17 protein-coding genes are annotated in these 19,533 nt (G+C 72.0%); 13 read left to right on the top strand and 4 right to left on the bottom strand.

All coding sequences use genetic code 11. The features are described from left to right. Positions 1–20: 20 nt before the first annotated feature. Genes RPQ07_RS17655 through lxmJ form a run of 8 tightly spaced genes read left to right on the top strand, consistent with a single transcriptional unit; the run spans position 21 to position 8,019 of the window. The gene (locus RPQ07_RS17655; protein WP_313945109.1) at positions 21–602 is read left to right on the top strand and encodes a flavoprotein; all 582 of its coding nucleotides are present in this window, start codon (positions 21–23) and stop codon (positions 600–602) included. Continuing rightward, positions 599–1,492 (top strand): hypothetical protein, encoded by an 894-nt coding sequence (locus tag RPQ07_RS17650; protein WP_313945108.1) that lies wholly within the window; start codon positions 599–601, stop codon positions 1,490–1,492. Before RPQ07_RS17655 ends, RPQ07_RS17650 begins: the two co-directional genes overlap by 4 nt. Then, positions 1,489–2,619 carry a class V lanthionine synthetase subunit LxmK gene (lxmK, locus tag RPQ07_RS17645; RefSeq protein WP_313945107.1) on the top strand — a complete coding sequence of 377 codons (1,131 nt, stop codon included), beginning with the start codon at positions 1,489–1,491 and terminating at the stop codon, positions 2,617–2,619. Before RPQ07_RS17650 ends, lxmK begins: the two co-directional genes overlap by 4 nt. Beyond that, on the top strand, positions 2,616–3,653 hold the full coding sequence (locus RPQ07_RS17640) for a T3SS effector HopA1 family protein (RefSeq protein ID WP_313945106.1): 1,038 nt from the start codon (positions 2,616–2,618) through the stop codon (positions 3,651–3,653). Before lxmK ends, RPQ07_RS17640 begins: the two co-directional genes overlap by 4 nt. After that, positions 3,634–4,452, top strand: coding sequence for a class I SAM-dependent methyltransferase (locus RPQ07_RS17635; protein ID WP_313945105.1), 819 nt, complete (start codon positions 3,634–3,636; stop codon positions 4,450–4,452). Before RPQ07_RS17640 ends, RPQ07_RS17635 begins: the two co-directional genes overlap by 20 nt. After that, on the top strand, positions 4,449–5,774 hold the full coding sequence (locus RPQ07_RS17630; RefSeq protein ID WP_313945104.1) for a M16 family metallopeptidase: 1,326 nt from the start codon (positions 4,449–4,451) through the stop codon (positions 5,772–5,774). The genes RPQ07_RS17635 and RPQ07_RS17630 overlap by 4 nt, the downstream gene beginning before the upstream one ends. Next, positions 5,771–7,006: a M16 family metallopeptidase gene (locus tag RPQ07_RS17625; RefSeq protein ID WP_313945103.1), complete on the top strand. Its 1,236-nt coding sequence runs from the start codon at positions 5,771–5,773 to the stop codon at positions 7,004–7,006. Before RPQ07_RS17630 ends, RPQ07_RS17625 begins: the two co-directional genes overlap by 4 nt. Before the next feature lie 26 nt (positions 7,007–7,032). Beyond that, the gene (lxmJ, locus tag RPQ07_RS17620) at positions 7,033–8,019 is read left to right on the top strand and encodes a F420-dependent peptide dehydroalanine reductase LxmJ (RefSeq protein WP_313948932.1); all 987 of its coding nucleotides are present in this window, start codon (positions 7,033–7,035) and stop codon (positions 8,017–8,019) included. 148 nt (positions 8,020–8,167) lie between these two features. Here the strand turns inward: lxmJ and RPQ07_RS17615 are convergent, their stop codons facing one another. Further along, entirely contained in the window at positions 8,168–9,172 is a 1,005-nt protein-coding gene (locus RPQ07_RS17615; protein WP_313945102.1) for a helix-turn-helix transcriptional regulator, read from the bottom strand. A 434-nt stretch (positions 9,173–9,606) separates the two neighbouring features. Between RPQ07_RS17615 and RPQ07_RS17610 the strand changes: the two genes are divergently transcribed. After that, the gene (locus RPQ07_RS17610) at positions 9,607–9,927 is read left to right on the top strand and encodes a (2Fe-2S)-binding protein (protein WP_190120959.1); all 321 of its coding nucleotides are present in this window, start codon (positions 9,607–9,609) and stop codon (positions 9,925–9,927) included. Positions 9,928–10,087: 160 nt separating this feature from the next. Here the strand turns inward: RPQ07_RS17610 and RPQ07_RS17605 are convergent, their stop codons facing one another. Next, on the bottom strand, positions 10,088–10,522 hold the full coding sequence (locus RPQ07_RS17605) for a pyridoxamine 5'-phosphate oxidase family protein (protein ID WP_313945101.1): 435 nt from the start codon (positions 10,520–10,522) through the stop codon (positions 10,088–10,090). A 152-nt stretch (positions 10,523–10,674) separates the two neighbouring features. On the opposite strand from RPQ07_RS17605, the gene clpB reads away from it, so the two are divergent. Further along, entirely contained in the window at positions 10,675–13,272 is a 2,598-nt protein-coding gene (clpB, locus tag RPQ07_RS17600) for an ATP-dependent chaperone ClpB (protein ID WP_313945100.1), read from the top strand. 139 nt (positions 13,273–13,411) lie between these two features. Further along, on the top strand, positions 13,412–13,942 hold the full coding sequence (locus RPQ07_RS17595; RefSeq protein WP_313945099.1) for a YbjN domain-containing protein: 531 nt from the start codon (positions 13,412–13,414) through the stop codon (positions 13,940–13,942). A 7-nt stretch (positions 13,943–13,949) separates the two neighbouring features. Here RPQ07_RS17595 and RPQ07_RS17590 read toward each other — a convergent pair whose 3' ends face one another. Together RPQ07_RS17590 and RPQ07_RS17585 are read right to left on the bottom strand one after the other, a co-directional pair. Then, complete coding sequence (locus RPQ07_RS17590) at positions 13,950–15,152, bottom strand: glycosyltransferase family 39 protein (RefSeq protein ID WP_313945098.1); 1,203 nt, start codon at positions 15,150–15,152, stop codon at positions 13,950–13,952. Positions 15,153–15,273: 121 nt separating this feature from the next. Continuing rightward, on the bottom strand, positions 15,274–16,464 hold the full coding sequence (locus tag RPQ07_RS17585; RefSeq protein WP_313945097.1) for a pyridoxal phosphate-dependent aminotransferase: 1,191 nt from the start codon (positions 16,462–16,464) through the stop codon (positions 15,274–15,276). Positions 16,465–17,294: 830 nt separating this feature from the next. Between RPQ07_RS17585 and RPQ07_RS17580 the strand changes: the two genes are divergently transcribed. Further along, positions 17,295–17,846 carry a DUF2617 family protein gene (locus RPQ07_RS17580; RefSeq protein ID WP_313945096.1) on the top strand — a complete coding sequence of 184 codons (552 nt, stop codon included), beginning with the start codon at positions 17,295–17,297 and terminating at the stop codon, positions 17,844–17,846. A 63-nt stretch (positions 17,847–17,909) separates the two neighbouring features. Beyond that, positions 17,910–19,508 (top strand): polyamine aminopropyltransferase, encoded by a 1,599-nt coding sequence (locus tag RPQ07_RS17575; RefSeq protein ID WP_313945095.1) that lies wholly within the window; start codon positions 17,910–17,912, stop codon positions 19,506–19,508. Positions 19,509–19,533 lie beyond the last annotated feature (25 nt).

Raw genomic sequence — 19,533 nt, 5'->3', positions numbered from 1 at the left:
CGAGCCCACGAGGAGGCGTCATGGATCTTCCGGACACCCGGTTCGGGCGCGTACTCGTCGTCGGAACGGGAGCGCTCCAGGTGGCCTTTCTGCCCTTCTGGATCAACTGGCTGAACAATTCCCTTCCCGATACGGAGATACGGGTCGCACTCACCCGGTCCGCCTGCCGTTTCGTTTCCCGGGACGCGGTCTCCGTCCTGTCCAGAAGGGATGTCGTCGTCGACGACTGGAACGAATTCTCCGGGCTGGATGTCCCGCATGTGGACATTGCCCGCTGGGCCGATCTCGTCCTGGTGCATCCCGCCACCCTGAATTTCGTGAGCAGGTTCGCGCTCGGTGTCGCCGACACACCGCTGATGCTGGCCCTCCACTCCACCGACGCCCTCGTGGGTGTCGCACCCTCGCTTCCGCCCGGTTCCCTGGGGAGCCCCGTGGTCCAAGCACATCTGGAGGTGCTGCGGAACCGGCCGGGCGTGGTGCTCGCGCCCACGATCGTCACCGAGAGCGCCAGTACGGGAGAGGCCGCGGACGGCGGTGCGGCGCCGCTGAACGAGCTGTACGACCTGTGCGTCGAACGTGCCACGGCGAAGGCGGCCGTGTGACCACCGCGGCTCCCGTCGCCGAGTACGGGACGGATCTCCAGCTCACCCGGGTCCTGCGCGATCCTGCCGGCGGATTCCTCTGGTGGCATCTGCCAGGACCGCTCGCGGCCCGGCCGCTCACCGCACCTCTCGCGCCCCTCGTACCGCACCTCGATCCCGGGACCGGGGCCGCCCTCGCGGCTGTCGCGGAACCGTACGGCGACGGGCTGCTCCACCGGGCCGCCGGCTCGGCCTCCCTCGCCGCCTGGCTGCGGGACCCCCGCCCGCAGGCCAGGCGGCTGGCCGCCCACTCGCTGGTGTCGGCCGCCCGCACCCTGCGGGCGGTGCACCGGGTCCGGGTACCGGGCCCGCCGCGGATCCCGCCCGGGCTGCGACGGCTCGCCGCGTGGATCTCGGGGGAACAGCTCCCGGAATCGGCACAGCGGTTGCGGGGGCACGCCCGGGACGTGTGGGGCGAGCGGCGGACCGCACGACTGGCCTCCTGGGCGGACGACGCCGTCCTGGGCACACACCTGGTCCACGGCTGGGCCTCCGTCGGCGCGCTGGTACCGCCCCTGAGCCGGGGCCGCGTGGCGCTGCTGACCGGCGAGGACCTGGCCGTGGGCCGGCCCGAACTGGACCTCGGGTGGATGCTCGGCGACCTCGTCGAACTCGCCTGGGCCATGCCGTACTTCGGCAATGACGATCTGCGGCGCGGCTTTCTCGACGCGTACGGCCCGGGCCCCGACCCGGTCGCCGTCGGCCGGTGCGCCGTGCTGCGCGTCGCCACACACATGCAGGACTTCGCCACCTTCGGCGGTTGGAGCGACGAACTGCACGGCTATCTCGACTTCACCGCCGAGCTGATCGACGAGGAGGGCCGCCGGGCGGTCCCCCAGGGAGAGTCATGACCACCACGACCGAGCCTGCACTGCTGCGGTACCGGCCCACCGAGGCCGCGCCGCAGGTGAACGAGCTGCTGGAGCGTCTGGGCCTCGGGCCGTTCGTGCCCGACGGGCTCACGTCGTTCGGCGGACGCAACGACAACTGGGCCGGTACGACCGGCAGCGGCGCACAGGTCTTCGTCAAGAGCGTGGCCCGCGGCCCCGACGGCACCAGCCCCGAACTGCAACGCGCTCTTGCCTTCGAGCAGTTGGCCGCCGGGCTGGCACCGCAATCCCCGCTCCGCTGTCCCGAGCACCTCGGCACCCACGAGGAAGCGGCGATCAGCGCCTACCGTCTGCTGCCCGGCGCGCGATCCGGCTCGGAGGCCGCCCTCGACGGCGACTTCGGCGAGGACCTGTGCCGGGCCGCCGGCAGGGCCGTCGCCACCCTGCACTCCCTTGACCCCGAGGGCGCGGAGGGGATCGACACGAGCGAGGCGCCGCTGCCGCCGCTGCGGTGGCTGGAGGCGTTCCCCTGGAGCGAGGTCGGCGACCGCAGCATGGCGCAGATCGCCGCGTGGAAACTCGTCCAGGACGACGCGGAGGCCGTCGCCGCGCTGCGGCGGCTGCGGGAGGCGGAGCGCGCGGCGCCGCGCACACCGGCCCACTGCGACCTGCGCTTCGACCAGTTCATCCTGCACGAGGGCACGCTGCATCTGTGCGACTGGGAGGAGTTCCGGCTGGCCGACGCCGCCCGTGACGTGGGCGCGTTCGCCGGGGAGTGGCTGTTCCAGGCGACGTACTCGGTGTTCGCGCCGACCGGCGACAAGGACGCCCCCGCCCTCGGCTTCGACCTCACGCACGAGGAGATCGTCGAGCGCGGATCGGCAGGGCTGCGCCGCCACATCCCCCGGATCGCGGCGTTCTGGCAGGGCTATCTGGAGTGCCGCGACCCCGATCCGGGGCTCGCCGAGCGGGCGGTCGCCTTCGCGGGCTGGCATCTGTACGACCGCCTGATCGCCACCGCGCAGGCGCACGCCGTCCTCAACCCCGTCGCCCGTGCGGCGGCCGGCATCGGCCGCACCCTTCTGCTCGACCCCGCCTCCGCCGTCGCGACGCTGCGGCTCGGCCCTCCATCCGGGAGCACCCGATGACCCTCACCGCCGATGCGCCCGCACAGCTGTTGGCCCCGCGGATCGCCGCCGCCCTGGACCGGGTGTCCGTGCGCGCCGACGGCCTCGCGGCCGCCGTCGCGGGCCGGCCGCTGACCGCGGACAGTCCGCGCGATCTGCGCGGCCGGCTCAGCAACGCGCTCTACGAGGAGTTCCACGCCGGCAACGGCGCCCACCGCCGGGAGACGGACACCCCGCCACGCCGGAACCTGCGCGACGCCGGTCTCGAGGAGCGGCTCGCCGCCGGGGTGCCGCACGCCACGACACCCGTGCGCGGCCGGCTGATCGAGGTGCTGCGCCGCCCGGACGGTGACCAACTCGTCGTACGACTCCCGGAGATCACCGCCCGCGTGCCCGCGGACCGGCTGCTCACCCCCGGCCCCTGCGAGCCCGGGCAGCTCGTCGACCTGGCACTGGAGGCGAGCCGTCCCGCGCTGTCGCCCGGCTTCTTCTACGTCATGGGCTCCCACGCCCTGCCCGGTCCTGCGGGTCCCGTACGCCGCCTCTTTCTGCACGCGACGGACACGGACCGCGCGGTACGGCTGTGGGCCGCCGCGCTCACGGCGCTGGAGCGGACCGGGGCGCGGTACCACGCGAAGGCGCTCTCCGACCCGGACGACTTCCCGCGCCGGGACGGCATCGTGATCTATCTGCACGGCCGCCACGAAGAGGCGGAGGCCGCCGTCGTCGAGGCTGTCGCGGGGCTCGGGGCCGGTGAGAGCACCTCGCTCTTCACCCGGCGGCTCGCGCCCGGAGTGGCAGCGGCATGGGACCCGCAGGACCCGCGGCCGGGGCACGGAGGGATGAGTTTCGGCCAGCACCGAAGCTTTGCGCTGGCAACGGCACTCGTGGACCACGCGACAGCGGACCACGCGACGTCCGACGCCGAGCGGGGCGCCGGATCGCTGGAGGAGCGCGTCGCCCGTGCCTTCACCGAGGCGGGCATCGACCCGCTCCACCCCGAGAACAACCTCACCGCGAACGAAGGAAGCCGAGATGACGACCGAGACCGCTGAACCGGCGACCGGACTGGCCGCGGACATGGCCGGGTTCGGGGCGGGCGGGTTGGGAGCCGCCGTCACCACCGCCTACAGCGACGCGCTCGCCGCGGTGTACGACGACATCTACCCCGCCACACCGGATCTCGCCGACATCGGGGAGTTCCTCCTCACGCTCACCTCGCAGGGTGCGAGCGTCCTCGAACTGGGCGTCGGCACCGGCCGGGTGGCGATTCCCCTCGCCGACCAGGGCTTTCGGGTCCATGGCGTCGAGTCGTCCGAGGGCATGCTCGCCCGGCTCGCCGAGAAGGACCCCGAGGGCCGGATCACCCCGGTGCGCGGCGACTTCGCCGGCATGGACCTCGGCCGGACCTTCGACGTCGTGCTCGCGCCCTTCAACGTCCTGTGCTGCGCGATGGCGGTGGACGAGCAGATCGCCCTGATGCACGCGATCGCCCGGCACACGGCGGCGGACGGCGCGGTGGTGGTCGAGACGTTCGACCCCAGCGACCACCACGTGCGCAAGAGCAACGAGGTCACCACCTACCCCGTCGGCGACCGCGGAGTGATGATCGAGTCCATCGGCGTGCTGCCCGCGTCGCAGAACATGATGCTCCAGAACACCCTGTTCCTGGACGGCGATGCGCCCCGGTCCGCGACGACGGTCATGCGGTACCTGTGGCCGAGCGAGCTGGACCTGCTGGCCGCGATCGCGGGCCTGGAACTGACCGCGCGGTACGCGGGCTGGCGTGAGCAGCCCTTCGACGGCGGCGACAGCCGCAAGATGTGCGTCTCCGTGTTCCGGCCGCTGACGTGAGCCCGCACGTCGAGCGGCCGGCCGACGGCCCGGGCCTGGTCGTCGAGTCCGTTCCGTACGCGCGCGGCCTCGCGGCCGTCGCGCTCACCGTGGCGGCGGGCGGCGACGACGACCCGCCCGGCCGCCACGGCATGGCGCACCTGGTGGAGCACCTGATGTTCCCGCGCTCGGAGACGTACGAGACGCATGAGACGTACAAGACACATGAGGCGTACGAGGGTGGCGTCTCCGCGGACGACGCGCCGGACAGCCATGTCGTGAGGGTCGAGGGCGCGGGCGGGGTGTGCAATGCCGAGACCCACCGCGATCACACGGTCTTCCACACGACGGTGCCGGCGTCGATGCTCGACGATGTGCTGGCCTGGGAGGCGCGGCGGCTGCGGGAGTTCGCGCCGTCCGCCGAGGCCATCCGCACCGAGACGGCTGTGATCGCCGAGGAGATCCGCGGTACGGCGGGCAGCCGGATCTGGGACACCGTCCTGGCGTCCGTCGTACCCGGCGCCCGGGACAGCTTCGGCACGGCGTCCGAACTGGCGCGTACGAAGCGGGAGGAGGCCCTGGCCTTTTTCGGCCGCCACTACACGGCGGACCGGATGGTCCTCTCGATCGTGGGCGACGTCGACACGGCGGCGGTGGCGGCAAAGGCCAACGCGCTGTTCGCGGGAGTGCGGCTCGCGTCGGACGGGACGGCGACCGCCCCGCCGCCCCGGAGCGCCCTCCCCGCGACGGACCCCGCGTGGCCCGCGACGGACCCCGCGTCTCTCCCTCTCACCACGTCTGTGCCCGCCGCCGCCGACGGTGTCGCCCTCGGTCACCGCCTTCCCGACCCCGTCACCTCCCGCTCCGCCTACCTCGCCCACGTCGTCCTCGCCGAGGTCCTCGCGCGCTCGCACTTCCCGCGCCTGGTCCGGCGCGATCCGCGGTTCACCGCCGCCGGTATGAGCTGTGGCCTGTACGGGCAGTGGCTCGCCTCGGCCGCACCCGACGTCGTCCTCGTACGGATGAGGTGCGCCCGGGGCGTCGGAGCGGCGGAGGCCGTCGACGCGTGGCGCGATGTGCTGCGTGCCGTCGCCGGCGCACCGGTGGACGCCGACGCCCACCGTCGTGCCGTCAACTCCCTCCTCGTCGCCGCGCACCGGCAGGAGGACTCGCTCGTCGCGCGGGCCGTCGGTCAGGGCCGCGCCGCGCTGCTCTTCGGCGGCCACCCCGCCACGCCCGCCGCCGAACTGGCCGCGGTGACCCCGCTCCAGGTGGCCGACGCCGCCCGGGCGCTGCTCGCCGCCCCGCCCACCGTGACCGAACTCGTAGGAGGGCCGCGGTGAACCGCGAGACCGCCGAGACCGTCCTCGCGAACGGACTGCGCCTGGTGGCCGTCCTGGCCCCCGGCGCTCCGCTCGCCGAGACCCGGCTCGTCCTGCCGTACGCGTGCGCCGACAGCCGGCTCGCCGCCACCCGGGAACTCCTCGCCGCCTGCCTGGGCACGGGGACCCGCGGCCCGGCGCGCACCCGGCAGGACGTCGCCGACCGCGCGGCGGATCTGGGCGCGGAGCTGAGCACCGTCGTGACCGCCGAATCCATGGTCCTGGCGACGAGCGTGCTCTCGCCCGGGCTGCCCGGCGCGCTGGACCTGCTGGCCGATCTCCTGATGCGCCCCCGGTACACGGACGACGAACTCGCCCTGGCCCGGCGGCGCGGAGCCGGTGCGTCCCGGGCTCCGGGGCCGCTGGGGAGGCTGCGGGGTTCGGTGCTCGCGCACGCCTTCGGCAGCCATCCGCTCACCCGCCCCCACTCCGCCCCCGTCGACGACCCGCCGTCCCGGCGTGAGGTCGAGGCGCTGCACGCCCGCGCCGTCGTTCCCGACGGGGCCGTCCTGCTGCTGATGTCGGACCGCGATCCGCAGGAGGCGCTGCGTCTTGCGGGGGAGCGCCTCGAAGGGTGGAGCGGTGGGCCGTCCGGGCTGACGCTGCCCCGCTTCGAGCGGGCCGAGCCGTTCCCGGGCCGGGTCACCCTCTCCTCGCACGATCCCGCACAGGCGATGGTGCTGACCGCGGGACCGGCGGTGCCGGCGGCGGATCCGGGCCACGCGCCCCTGCATCTGGCGCAGTTGCTGCTCGGCGGACACGCCTCGTCGCGTCTCGCCCGGCGGCTGCGGGACCGCCACGGGCTGGCGTACGCGGTCTGTGCGGAACTGCGCGAGTACCGCGCGGGCTGCTGGCTGGAGGTCGAGTGCTCCGGCGCCCCGGGCACGGCGGCCCGGACGGCCGTGGAGGTCACCGACGTGCTGCGCGAGCTGGCCGACGCCGGTCCCACGGCGCGGGAGGTGGAGCGGGCCCGCGCCTACGCCGCCGGGTTCACCCGCTTCGCCCTGGCCACCCGGACGGAGGAGGCGAGCGCGCTGGCCGGCTTCGCCGCGGCGGGACTCCCGCTCGACTGGCTGGACGCCTACCGCGGTGTGCTCGCCGAGGTCACCCGCGCCCAAGTGGCCGCTGCGGCGGCTCACTTCCTCGATCCGTCGAGAGCCGTGATCGCGACCTACGACGAGGAAGGCCGATGAGCACCCCGAACTCCCCGACGAATCCGATGAATCCCGCGGTTCTCTACCCGCTCCAGCCCGACCACCCCGAACTGGTCGCCCCCTTCGCCGCGCTGGTGCAGCGCACCGGCGCCCGCAGGCTGTGGCTGTGCCAGTCGTTCAAGGCGGAGACCCACCAGGTCATGGCCTACCTCGCGGGCATGGGTCACAACGTCCCGCTCGGCACCTCGGTGACGCTGCTGCCGCTGCGGCACCCGTACGAGGCCGCGTTGCAGGCCCGTTCGCTCGCCCTGCTCACTGGTGAATCCGTCGTCGCCGGCTACGGGATCGGCAATCCGGGCTTCGTGGCCGGGCTCACCGGTAGCCCGTACGCCAGTCCCCGCACGGCGGTGCACGACTATCTGACCTCGGTGCGGGCCCTGCTCGACGGCGACCGGGTCGAGCACGACGGGCCCTACCACCGGCTCCACGGAGGGCTGTTGCCGCTCGGCCATTCCCCCGTCGAGATCGGTGCCGGAGTGCTGCGGCCGGGGATGGCACGTACCGCGGGTGCCGTGGCGGATGTGGCCATCACCTGGATGACCCCTCCGCGCTACATCGAGGGGGTGCTGGCCCCCGCGCTGGCCGAGGGCGCCGCAGGGCGTCAGAGGGCCGCCGACGGGCCCGTACGGCCCCGGATCGCGACGGCCGTCCATGTGGCCGTGGCCCGCCCCGGCCGGGACCCCCGACGGATCGCGCTCGCCGCGGCCGGCGAACACCTCAGGGCTCCGCACTACGCCGCGATGCTGAGTCGCGCGGGCGTCGCCGTCGACCCCCACGACCCGGCGGCGAGCGCGGCCGCGCTCCTGGACCATCAGGTCGTCGTTGCCGGCACCCCGCGGGAGATCGCCGAAGCGCTCGCCGGGTACCGGGCCGCCGGGGTGGACGAGGTGATGCTGAATCCGGCGGGTGTGCTGCTGACCGAGGGAGTGCCGGCGGCCGTCGCCGATCTGGAGGAGATCGTCGCCGCCTGCCGCGAGCAGGCGCCGACCTGACGCACCGGTCGCCGCCTGCCACGAGCACGTACCCGCCCGACACCCGACACGCGTCGCCCGGCGCTGCATGCACACGTCCGGCACACCATCCGTCACCCCGGCCCCCGGGGCGACGGATTCCGGTCGTCTGTGCACCGCCCCGAACGCGTCAGCGGCTGACGGGAATCGACTCCGCATCCTGCTCCAGAATCCCCGACCGGGCGATGAGATAGCCCAGTTGGGCACGGCTGCCGCTGCCGAGCGACGAGCCCAGCTTGGCGATATGGGCCCGGCACGTCCGTACGTTCATGCCCAGACGCCGCGCGATCGCCTCGTCCACATGGCCTTCGACCAGGAGTTTCGCGATGGAGCGCTGGACGCCGGTGATGCCGTCGACGACCGGTCCGTACGAGATCGGCTCCTCCCACGGGATGCCGTGCAGCCAGAACTGCTCGAAGACACCGACGAGGTACTCGACGATTCCCTTGTGCCGCAGTTCCAGGGCGGACAGCCGGTCGCTGCTCGCGGGGATGAACGCGACTTTGCGGTCGATGATGATCAGTCGGTCGATGATCTCTTCGAGCGTGCGCACCTCCACACCGGACGGTCCGACCTTCTCCATGTAGGCGAGTGTGGCGGGGTGGTGGCGGGCGGTGTGCTGGTAGAGCGTGCGCATCCGTACGCCCCGCTCGATCAGCGGTTCCACCCTGCGCAGGGCCTTCTCCAGAACGTGCGGTTGCCGCCCGCTGCCGGGCTGGACCGTGAGAAGCTCCTCGGTGCAGTCTGCGGTGACTTGGTCGAGGGTTGTGTTGATCCGGTTGAGGCCTTCGAGGACCGTGATCCCCTGTGGGACGGTGGAGTTCTGAGCGGTGAACGCCATGAATGGCTCAAGAGCATCGGTCAGAGCGACAGTTCGCCGTCGGCGGTCTTGGATCTCCCGCTCGATGGGGTGTATCAGCTGTGTCAGCGCGGTGGTCGGCGGAACCGGCCGGAGCCACTGCGCGTCGTCAGGATCCGGGTGCAGAAGGGCGAGATCGAAGAGGCACGGCGCGGGTTCCGCCTCTGACCGGGCTATACGCCCGGTGCGCAGGGCGGTGATGTACAGACTTTTCCCCGCTTCGCACAGCTCACCGTCTGCGTGAGAGTGTCCTGTTTCGCCCTCATTTGCTGCCATACGCACCCCCTCAGGCTCCTGCAATACAGGAACATGATGCCTGCCGTCGCTGGTGCAAGCGTTCGGAGTGAGACATCGTCTTATTCGCGGGGGAGGAGGAATGATCAAATGAGGTGGAGATCACCCATGTCTAGGACGCTACGTGCTCTTTGTGCCCTTGCCATAGCGGCGGCCGCGCTCGGTTCGGTGGTCTCCGGTGAGCCTTCCTGGGGCGGTTCTCCCGCCGGCACGGTGTCCGCAACTCCCGGTGAGCCGTCGTGGGGCGTCGTCCCGGCAGGTGCGTCGGGTAAGCCCGGTGAGCCGTCGTGGGGCATCGTTCCCGCGGACGCGGTGTCGGGTATCAGTGAGCCGTCGTGGGGGGCCGCTCCGGCAGGCGCGTCGGGTACGCCCGGTGAGCCCTCGTGGGGAGTCGTCCCTCCGACCAGCACAGAAGCATGACGGTTCCCCCGGACGACCGGGTCTTCCGGCGCGAGATGGCTACGGCCTATCGATCGGGGTGGCATTTCATCGACCTCGTCACGGCAATCCCCCACCGTGGCGACTCGTTGATGGTCACCCTGTTCGGAGAGCCGATCGTCGTGGCGCGCGAGGAGGACGAGGACGTCCGTGCCTACCGGTGCCTTCGCCGGCCCCGTGGAGCGCCGCAGCCCGTCCGCTGCGCCATCCGCTACGGCATGATTTTCGTCAATCTCGACCAGCGAGACCACCAGATGGTCGAGCCGGACACCACCACTGCCACCCCCCGCAGTGCCTGAGCGATTCCCCCGTCGTTGTAAATCGCTCGGGCGCTTCCCCCACACAGCGGCGCCATCGTGGACCTGAAACACGATGGCGCCGCTGTGCATGTCCCGTACTGCTCCGCGGCGCTTCCCCCGCCCCGCGCGCCGCGGCGCCTCCGGCCCGCCGGCGCTCCGGTCAGGCCTTGCCGAGTGCCCGCTCCACGGAGATCTCGATGAGCACCCGGTCCGGGTTGGGCTTCGGCGTCCGCCCGTAGCGCTCCGCGTAGCGCCGCACCGCGTCCTCGACCGCGTCCGGCTCCGTGCGCACCCTCGCCCGGCCCTCCAGCGTCGCCCAGCGCCTGCGGTCGACCTGGCAGACGGCCACCCGGGCGCCCTGCCCCTGCGCGCCGTCCGCCGCTGAATCCGCGGGAGCCGACGCCAGCACGTGGGCCACCTTGCGCGTGTGCCGGTTGGCGATCACCCGGGCGGTCCCCGTCTGCGGGTCGAAGGTCACCCCCACCGGCACGACGTGCGGGCTGCCGTCCGGCCGCAGGGTCGTGAGGGTGCAGAGATGGTGTTCACGCCAGAACGCGAGGTACTCGGAACTGAGATGGGATACGTCTGTGGCCATGGCCCCAGGCTAGGCCGGGTCCGCAGGCGGGCGGAGCGAAGGCCATGCCGCGGTGACGCGCGACTGGTTGAGTGGAATAGACTCAACTTTGTGCAAGTTCGCTGAGTCAGTGTTGAGGGAACACCCCCACCCGCAAGGAGGAGAGAGCGCACGTGGACGCCGAGCTGACCAACAAGAGCCGGGATGCCATCAACGCCGCCACCAGTCAGGCGGTGACCGCGGGCCATCCCGATCTCACCCCCGCACATCTGCTGCTGGCGCTCCTCACGGGTGAGGACAACGCCAACATCACCGATCTGCTGGCCGCCGTGGAGGCGGACCAGGCCGCCGTGCGGTCCGGGGCGGAGCGGCTGCTGGCCGCGCAGCCCAGTGTCACGGGGTCCACCGTCGCTCCGCCGCAGCCCAACCGCGAGCTGCTCGCCGTCGTCGCCGACGCGGGACAGCGGGCCAAGGAGCTCGGCGACGACTATCTCTCCACCGAACACCTGCTGATCGGCCTCGCGGCCAAGGGCGGGGCTGCCGGTGAAGTGCTGGCGCAGCAGGGCGCGTCGGCGAAGAAGCTGCTGGAAGCGTTCGAGACGGCAAGGGGAGGACGACGGGTGACCACCCCCGATCCCGAGGGTCAGTACAAGGCGCTGGAGAAGTTCGGTACGGACTTCACGGCCGCGGCCCGCGAGGGCAAGCTCGACCCGGTCATCGGCCGGGACCAGGAGATCCGCCGGGTCGTCCAGGTGCTGTCCCGGCGCACCAAGAACAACCCCGTGCTCATCGGTGAGCCCGGCGTCGGCAAGACCGCCGTCGTCGAAGGGCTCGCCCAGCGGATCGTGAAGGGGGATGTGCCGGAGTCGCTCAAGAACAAGCGGCTGGTGGCCCTCGACCTCGGCGCGATGGTGGCAGGTGCGAAGTACCGCGGTGAGTTCGAGGAGCGGCTCAAGACCGTGCTCTCCGAGATCAAGGCGAGCGACGGACAGATCATCACGTTCATCGACGAGCTGCACACGGTCGTCGGCGCGGGCGCCGGCGGCGACTCCGCGATGGACGCGGGCAATATGCTCAAGCCGATGCTCGCCCGCGGTGAGCTGCGCATGGTCGGCGCGACGACGCTCGACGAGTACCGCGAACGCATCGAGAAGGACCCGGCGCTGGAGCGGCGCTTCCAGCAGGTGCTGGTCGCCGAGCCGACCGTCGAGGACACGATCGCGATCCTGCGCGGCCTCAAGGGGCGCTACGAGGCGCACCACAAGGTCCAGATCGCCGACTCCGCGCTGGTCGCGGCGGCGACGCTGTCCGACCGGTACATCACCTCGCGCTTCCTGCCCGACAAGGCGATCGACCTCGTGGACGAGGCCGCGTCCCGGCTGCGGATGGAGATCGACTCCTCGCCGCTGGAGATCGACGAACTCCAGCGTGCCGTCGACCGGTTGCGGATGGAGGAGCTGGCGCTCAAGAACGAGACCGACGCCGCCTCCAAGCAGCGGCTGGAGAAGCTGCGCCGTGACCTCGCCGACAAGGAGGAGGAGCTGCGCGGCCTCAACGCCCGCTGGGAGAAGGAGAAGGAGGGCCTCAACCGCGTCGGTGCGCTGAAGGAGAAGCTCGACGAGCTGCGTGGCCAGGCCGAACGCGCCCAGCGCGACGGCGACTTCGATTCCGCCTCCAAGCTGCTGTACGGCGAGATCCCGTCCGTCGAGCGGGAGCTGGAGGAGGCCTCCGAGGCGGAGGCCGAGGTCCGCCACGACACGATGGTCAAGGAGGAGGTCGGCCCCGACGACATCGCGGACGTGGTCGGCTCCTGGACCGGCATCCCGGCGGGACGCCTGTTGGAGGGGGAGACGCAGAAGCTGCTGCGGATGGAGGCCGAGCTGGGCCGGCGGCTCATCGGCCAGTCCGAGGCGGTGGAGGCGGTGTCCGACGCGGTACGGCGCACCCGCGCCGGCATCGCCGACCCGGACCGCCCGACGGGCTCGTTCCTCTTCCTCGGCCCCACGGGCGTGGGCAAGACCGAGCTGGCCAAGGCCCTCGCCGACTTCCTCTTCGACGACGAGCGGGCGATGGTCCGCATCGACATGTCGGAGTACGGCGAGAAGCACAGCGTCGCCCGCCTGGTGGGCGCGCCTCCCGGCTACATCGGCTACGAGGAGGGCGGCCAGCTCACCGAGGCGGTGCGCCGGCGCCCGTACAGCGTCGTGCTGCTGGACGAGGTGGAGAAGGCCCATCCCGAGGTCTTCGACATCCTGCTCCAGGTACTCGACGACGGCCGCCTCACGGACGGGCAGGGCCGCACGGTCGACTTCCGCAACACGATCCTGGTCCTGACCTCCAACCTGGGCAGCCAGTACCTGGTGGAGCCGCTCACCAGCGAGGAGCAGAAGAAGGAACAGGTCCTGGAGGTCGTGCGGTCCTCCTTCAAGCCGGAGTTCCTCAACCGCCTCGACGACCTGGTGGTCTTCTCCGCCCTGTCGAAGGACGAGCTGGCCCGCATCGCGAAGCTCCAGATCGAGCGGCTCGCCAAGCGTCTGGCGGAGCGCCGCCTCACGCTGGACATCACCCCGGAGGCCCTGGAGTGGCTCGCGGACGAGGGCAACGACCCCGCGTACGGCGCCCGGCCGCTGCGGCGTCTGGTCCAGACGGCGATCGGCGACCGCCTGGCGAAGGAGATCCTGGCGGGCGAGGTCACCGAGGGCGACACGGTCCGGGTGGACCGCGTCGGGGACGGTCTGATCGTCGGCCCGGCCGCCGGCAAGACGCTCTGAGGGCTCCGGCCCCCGCTCCGTCTCCCCGCTGCGGGCTTTGGCCCGGAGCGGGGAGATCGCGCCGCGTCACCGGTAGGGGTTGCCAGCCCCCGCGTCGCATGGGGGAGGATGGCCACATCCGTACGAAGGGAAATCCACGGTGACCATCGATCCGTCCTCGATTCCGAATTTCGGGGGCCAGAACCAGCCTCAGGCCGCAGGACCGGCGGGCCCCGTCGTTCCCGACCAGGACCTGGTCAAGCAGCTCCTCGACCAGATGGAGCTGAAGTACGTCGTCGACGACGAGGGTGACCTCGCCGCCCCGTGGGAGGAATTCCGCACGTACTTCATGTTCCGTGGCGAGGACGACCAGCAGGTCTTCTCGGTGCGGACCTTCTACGACCGGCCGCTGCCCGTCGAGGACAAGCAGAAGATCCTCGACGTGATCGACGACTGGAACCGCCGCACCCTGTGGCCCAAGGTCTACACGCACCTCCACGACGAGGAGGAGACCCCCGCCACCATCCGTCTCATCGGCGAGGCGCAGATGCTGACCGGCACGGGCGTCAGCCTGGAGCACTTCGTGTCCTCCACCGTCAGCTGGGTGCGCGCCGCCATCGAGTTCGACAAGTGGCTCGTCGAGCAGCTCGGCCTGGAGCCGGCCGAGGAGAAGCCCGCCGACGACGCCTGAGCCCCGGCTACAGCGCGATGGGGGACAGTGTCAGCAGATACGTCCCGTAGGCGAACGAGAGCCCGGCCAGGGCGACGGTCATCACGACCGCCGTCCCGGGCCGGGCTTTTGTCAGCGCGCGGGCGAGCGGCAGCAGCAGCGGGAAGGCCGGCAGCAGGAAGCGCGGCTTCGACTCGAAGAAGCCCGAACCGCCGAGCGTGATCAGCAGCAGCACGGCCGTGTAGACGACGATCGCGGCCGGCGGCCGGTCCAGGACGAGCAGCGCGAACAGCAGCACCGCCGCGGCGACCACCAGCAGCGCGACCATCAGCGAGAACAGCGTCGGCTTCAGCACGATGTCCCGCACCACTCTCAGCGCCCCCACCCCGAAGTCGAACTTCGAGGTCCAGCCGCTCTGCACGGCGAAGTACCCGCCCAGCACATCGCCCTTGCGGTAGCCGACCGAGAGCACATAGCCGCACCAGCCGAGCGGGGCCACGGCCGCGCCCGCCCAGAGGCGCCACCCGGCCCGCTCGCTCCCGCGGGCCGCCCGCACCAGTTCGTACGCCGCCACCGCCACGACCGCCGCCGCCACCGCGATCCCGTTGGGCCGCGACAGACCGGCGAGTGTCGCGAGCGTTCCCGCCCACAGCCAGCGGCGGGTGAGCACCGCGTACAGCGACCAGGCGGCGAAGGCGGTGAGCACCGGCTCCGTGTACGCCATGGACAGCACGATCGAGTGGGGCAGCAGTCCCCACAGCACCACCGTCACGGTCGCCGTGCGCCGTCCGTGCAGCCGCTCCACGACGGCGTAGATGCCCCAGGCCGCGGCGCCCGCAGCGGCCCAGGAGATCAGCAGCCCGGCGGTCCCGCTGGTCACCGGCAGGACGGTGGTCACCGCCCGGATCAGCGCCGGGTAGAGCGGGAAGAAGGCGAGGTCGCTCTGGACGGCGCCGTCCGGCCAGTACAGCGTGCGCCCGTAGCCGTGCTCGGCGATCAGCATGTACCAGTCGGAGTCCCAGGCCCGGGCGATGATGGCTCGCGGGGAGCGCTCGATGTGCCAGGCCCAGCCGGCCATCACCAGCAGCCCGGTCAGCCTCGCCGCGGCGAACAGGCCCAGTGCCGGTGCCGCTCGCAGCAGTGCGGCACGCCAGCGGGGTACGGGCCGTGCGCCCGCCGCCGCTGCTCGGTCGAAGGTCTCGGCGGACAGGGTGCACCTCCGGGCGCGCACATGGGTCGGACAATCCGACCATGAGCGGCCGCGGCCGCACACGCACGCGCTGACCGGCCGACGGGGCCGGTTCCTACCCGGTCGGTCGAAGGGGCGCGTGTCGGCCGTGACATGCGCCGTCCTAGCCGCTAGCGAGCTCCTTGAGGCGCGTCACGGCCTCCTGGAGCACGTTCTCCCGCTTGCAGAAGGCGAACCGGACGAAGGGCGCGCCCTGGTCGCGGTGGTCGTAGAAGACCGCGTTGGGGATCGCGACCACACCGCACCGCTCCGGCAGCGCCCGGCAGAACGCGAAGCCGTCGTCCTCGCCCAGCGGCCGGATGTCGGTGGTGACGAAGTACGTCCCGGAGGGCCGGTAGACCGCGAAGCCGGCGTCCGCGAGCCCGGCGCTCAGAAGGTCCCGCTTCGCCCTCAGGTCGTCGCGGAGCCCGTCGAAGTAGGTCTGTGGCAGCCGCAGGGCCTCGGCCACCGCGTACTGGAACGGCCCTGCCGACACATAGGTCAGGAACTGTTTGGCCGAGCGCACGGCGGCCACGAGCTCCGGCGCGGCCGTCACCCAGCCGACCTTCCAGCCGGTGAACGAGAAGGTCTTGCCCGCCGACCCGATGGTGACCGTGCGCTCCCGCATCCCCGGGAAGGTCGCGATCGGCGTGTGCTCGCCGTCGAACACCAGGTGCTCGTACACCTCGTCGGTGACGACCAGCAGATCCCGCTCGACGGCCAGCCGGGCGATCTCGGCCAGCTCCTCGCGGCTGAGCACGGTGCCGGTCGGATTGTGCGGCGTGTTCAGCAGGATCAGCCGGGTCCGGTCGGTGACGGCGTCGCGCAGCTCGTCGAGATCCAGGTGGTACGCGCCGTCGCGCGGCCGCAGCGTCACCGGCACGCGGCGGCCGCCCGCCATCGCGATGCAGGCCGCGTACGAGTCGTAGTACGGCTCCAGCGCGACGACCTCGTCGCCGGGTTCGACGAGCGCGAGGAGGGAGGCCGCGATGGCCTCGGTCGCCCCCGCGGTGACCAGTACCTCCGTGTCGGGGTCGTGGACCAGGCCGTACCGGGTGCGCTGGTGATCGGCGATCGCGGTGCGCAGCTCGGGCACGCCGGGGCCCGGCGGGTACTGGTTGCCGCGCCCGTCGCGCAGCGCCCGGACCGCGGCCTCCCGGATCTCGTCGGGTCCGTCGGTGTCGGGGAATCCCTGGCCGAGGTTGATCGATCCGGTCCGCAGGGCCAGCGCCGACATCTCCGCGAAGATCGTCGTGCCGAACTCCGCGAGACGGCGGTTGAGCAGGGGCCGGGGCTCGGGCGCGCGTGCGTTCATGGTCGCCATCCTGTGCGCAAGCTCTGGAGTTCCTCAAGTCTGCTTTGGGCCCGAGACGCCGAGGGCATCTCCCTCCCACGCAAGAAGCGGTCACGCGAAGACGCGGGGGTCTCGCTTCGGGGGAACGAGAGGACGGTGAGAGCGATGCCGGCTTTCTTCGGCATTCTGGTGGGCATTTTCGTGCTGGTCGTGATCATCTCGGTGGTCAGGGGCGGCAGCAGCAGCACGCGGCGCAGGCGTACGGCCCGGAGCAGTGGCGGGGCGAGCGGCGGCAGCTGGTGGGCCGGCGGTGACGGCGGCGGTGGCAGCTCGTGCGGCGGTGGCTCATCCTCGTCCTGCGGCGGCGGGTCGTCGTGCGGTGGAGGCGGAGGCGGCGGTTGCGGAGGCGGAGGCAGCTGACACGGGGCAGCTGGTCCGCGCACGTCGACAGGGCACCCGGTGGGCAACCACCGCCGGGTGCCCTGTTGTCTCGGTGCCGCCACGCTGCGGTGCGGCGTGGTCGGCATGGCCGGCGTCGGCAGCACGAGTGGCGCCCCGCCCCGGTAACCCGCGGAGGCCACTGGCGTCACGTTGACGCGTCCGGAGCTTTTTGTTGAACAGTTGAACCGTTAGGCCCCCGAGGGGATGGAAACCCCTCCGACTTGGGTAAAAATGTGGTGAGCGCCGCTTACCTCATGATTCCCTCGCTGTTGGAACCTGTTGGAACCATCAAGCCCTTGGACCGGCTCGGACCCGAGCGGAGCGGTCCCCGGAACCTCTTGAACTCCCTGTCAGGGGCGCCCCAGGTCCACGTGTCCACCCCCGCCGAAGCATGTTTGCGGAGCCGACCCATGCTTACGACCCTTCAGACTGCCTACACCGATACCCGTGCCGCCGACCTCGCCTGGGCCCTGGGCCTGGAGCCACTCCCCGCCCTGGCCGTTCTCGACCTCGAACTGGGCCGGGCAAAACTGCAGTTGAGGCTGCTGGGCGCCTCCCACCAGGTGCTGCTCCAGGAAGACGGCGGCAGCTGTTCCGAGACCGTCGCCTGTATGCCCGGAAGCAGTACGCCGCTGCCGCTGGGTGTCGCCAAGAGACTCGGCGACTGGGAGTACGAGTTCGCCGCCCGCGTCGAGACGCTGTCGCGGGGCTCGTTCGCGGGCCGGGCGCAGGAACTGCTGGCCCTTGTCGCCGACCATCCCCATTCGCTGGCCGGGACGTTTCCCGGCTCACCACACGCCTTCACCGCGATGATGGCGCAGCGGTACGAGGGCCAGGTGCGGTGGCGCACCTGGCACGCCTATCCCCAGGAGGGCCACCTCGTCGTCACCCGCACACGCGTGGGCGCGCTCTCGCCCGCCCGGCGCACGTCCCCGTCCCTCCTCGAGCCCGCATCCCTCTAGTCGCATCTAGTTGCACCCGTGTGGGTGACAGGGTGCACGCGAGAGGTGACGTAGCGTTACGGCATGATCGACCGGCAGGAGCAGTTGTCGCCGCCCCAGAGTGCGGTGTGCCTGCCCGTGCGTCCCGATGCCGGCCGGTTCCTCGTCCTGGCGGCGGTCTTCGTCTGCGCCGCCTGTGGACTGGTGTACGAGCTCGAACTGGTCGCGCTCGCCTCCTATTTGATCGGGGACTCGGTCACCCAGGCCTCCGTGGTCCTGTCCGTGATGGTCTTCGCCATGGGCATCGGCTCGCTGCTGGCCAAGCGGCTGCGCTGCCGCGCCGCGGTCGGGTTCGGACTGCTGGAGCTGACGCTCGCGCTCGTCGGCGGCTGTTCGGCGATGGTGATGTACGCGGCGTTCGCGTGGATCGGTGAGTCCCGGGTCGTGCTGGTGACCTTCTCGCTCGCCATCGGGGTGCTGATCGGCGCGGAGATCCCGCTGCTGATGTCCCTCATCCAGCGCATCTCCCGGCGGGACGCCGACGGCACGGTCGCGGACCTGTTCGCCGCCGACTATGTGGGCGCCCTCGTCGGCGGGCTCGCCTTCCCCTTCCTGCTGCTGCCCTGGCTCGGCCAGCTCACCGGCGGACTGCTCACCGGCGCGGTCAACGCGATCGCCGGCGGATCGCTCGTCCTCTGGCTCTTCCGCCGGGATCTGACCCCCCGTTCGCGCGGCTGGCTCCTCGTCGCGAACGTCCTGGTGCTCGCCGTCCTCGCCACCGCGACCGCGCTGGTCGACGACTTCGAGCGCGCCGCGCGCCGCGCGGTCTACGGCGACCGGGTGCGCGTCGCCGTGCACACCGACATCCAGGAAGTGGTGCTGACCGGCCGCCCGTCGGGGCCGCCCGACCTCTTCCTCGACGGACGGCTGCGGGTCAGCGGCCGCGACGAGTACCGCTTCCACGAGGCGCTGGTGCACCCCGCGATGCGCGGCCCGCACGCCCGGGTGCTGATCCTCGGCGGCGGCGACGGGCTCGCCGCGCGTGAGGTGCTGCGGTACCGCTCCGTCACCTCGGTGACGATCGTCGAGCTGGACCCGGGTGTCGTCCGGCTCGCCCGCACCGATCCGGCCCTGGCCGAGCTGAACGACCGCGCCTACCGTGATCCGCGGACCCGGGTGATCACCGAGGACGCCTTCGGCTGGCTGCGCTCGGCGCGCGGGGGATACGACGTGGTCATCGCCGATCTGCCCGACCCCGGCATCACCCCCAGCACCAAGCTCTACTCCCAGGAGTTCTACGGACTGGTCGCGGGGGTGCTCGCGGACCGCGGCCGGCTCGCTGTGCACGCGGGGCCCGTGACCTCGCGCCCGCGCACCTACTGGACGGTCGACGCGACCCTGCGCGCGGCGGGATTCGGCACCAGCCCCTATCGCGCCACCGCGCGGGCCTCCGGGTTCGCCGCCGGACCCGACCGGGCCACCGGCCGGGCCTTCGAGCCGTACGACTGGGGGCTTCTGCTGGCCGCGCCGGGACGCACCCCGGAGCTCGGTCTCGATCCCCGCGCGCCGCGCCTGCGTTCGCTCAGCCGGGCCGTGCTGGCCGCCGAGGCCTGGGGTGCCGAGCGCACGAGAGGCCGGGACCTGCCGCCTTCGACGCTGGTCCATCCGCGATACACGGAGTGAATCGCAGACGTGAGCGGTCGCTCTG

Source organism: Streptomyces sp. AM8-1-1 (assembly GCF_032229325.1).
Lineage (GTDB): Bacteria > Actinomycetota > Actinomycetes > Streptomycetales > Streptomycetaceae > Streptomyces > Streptomyces achmelvichensis.
Note: the sequence above shows the minus strand (reverse complement) of the source record. Positions and strands in the feature narration are given on the sequence as shown.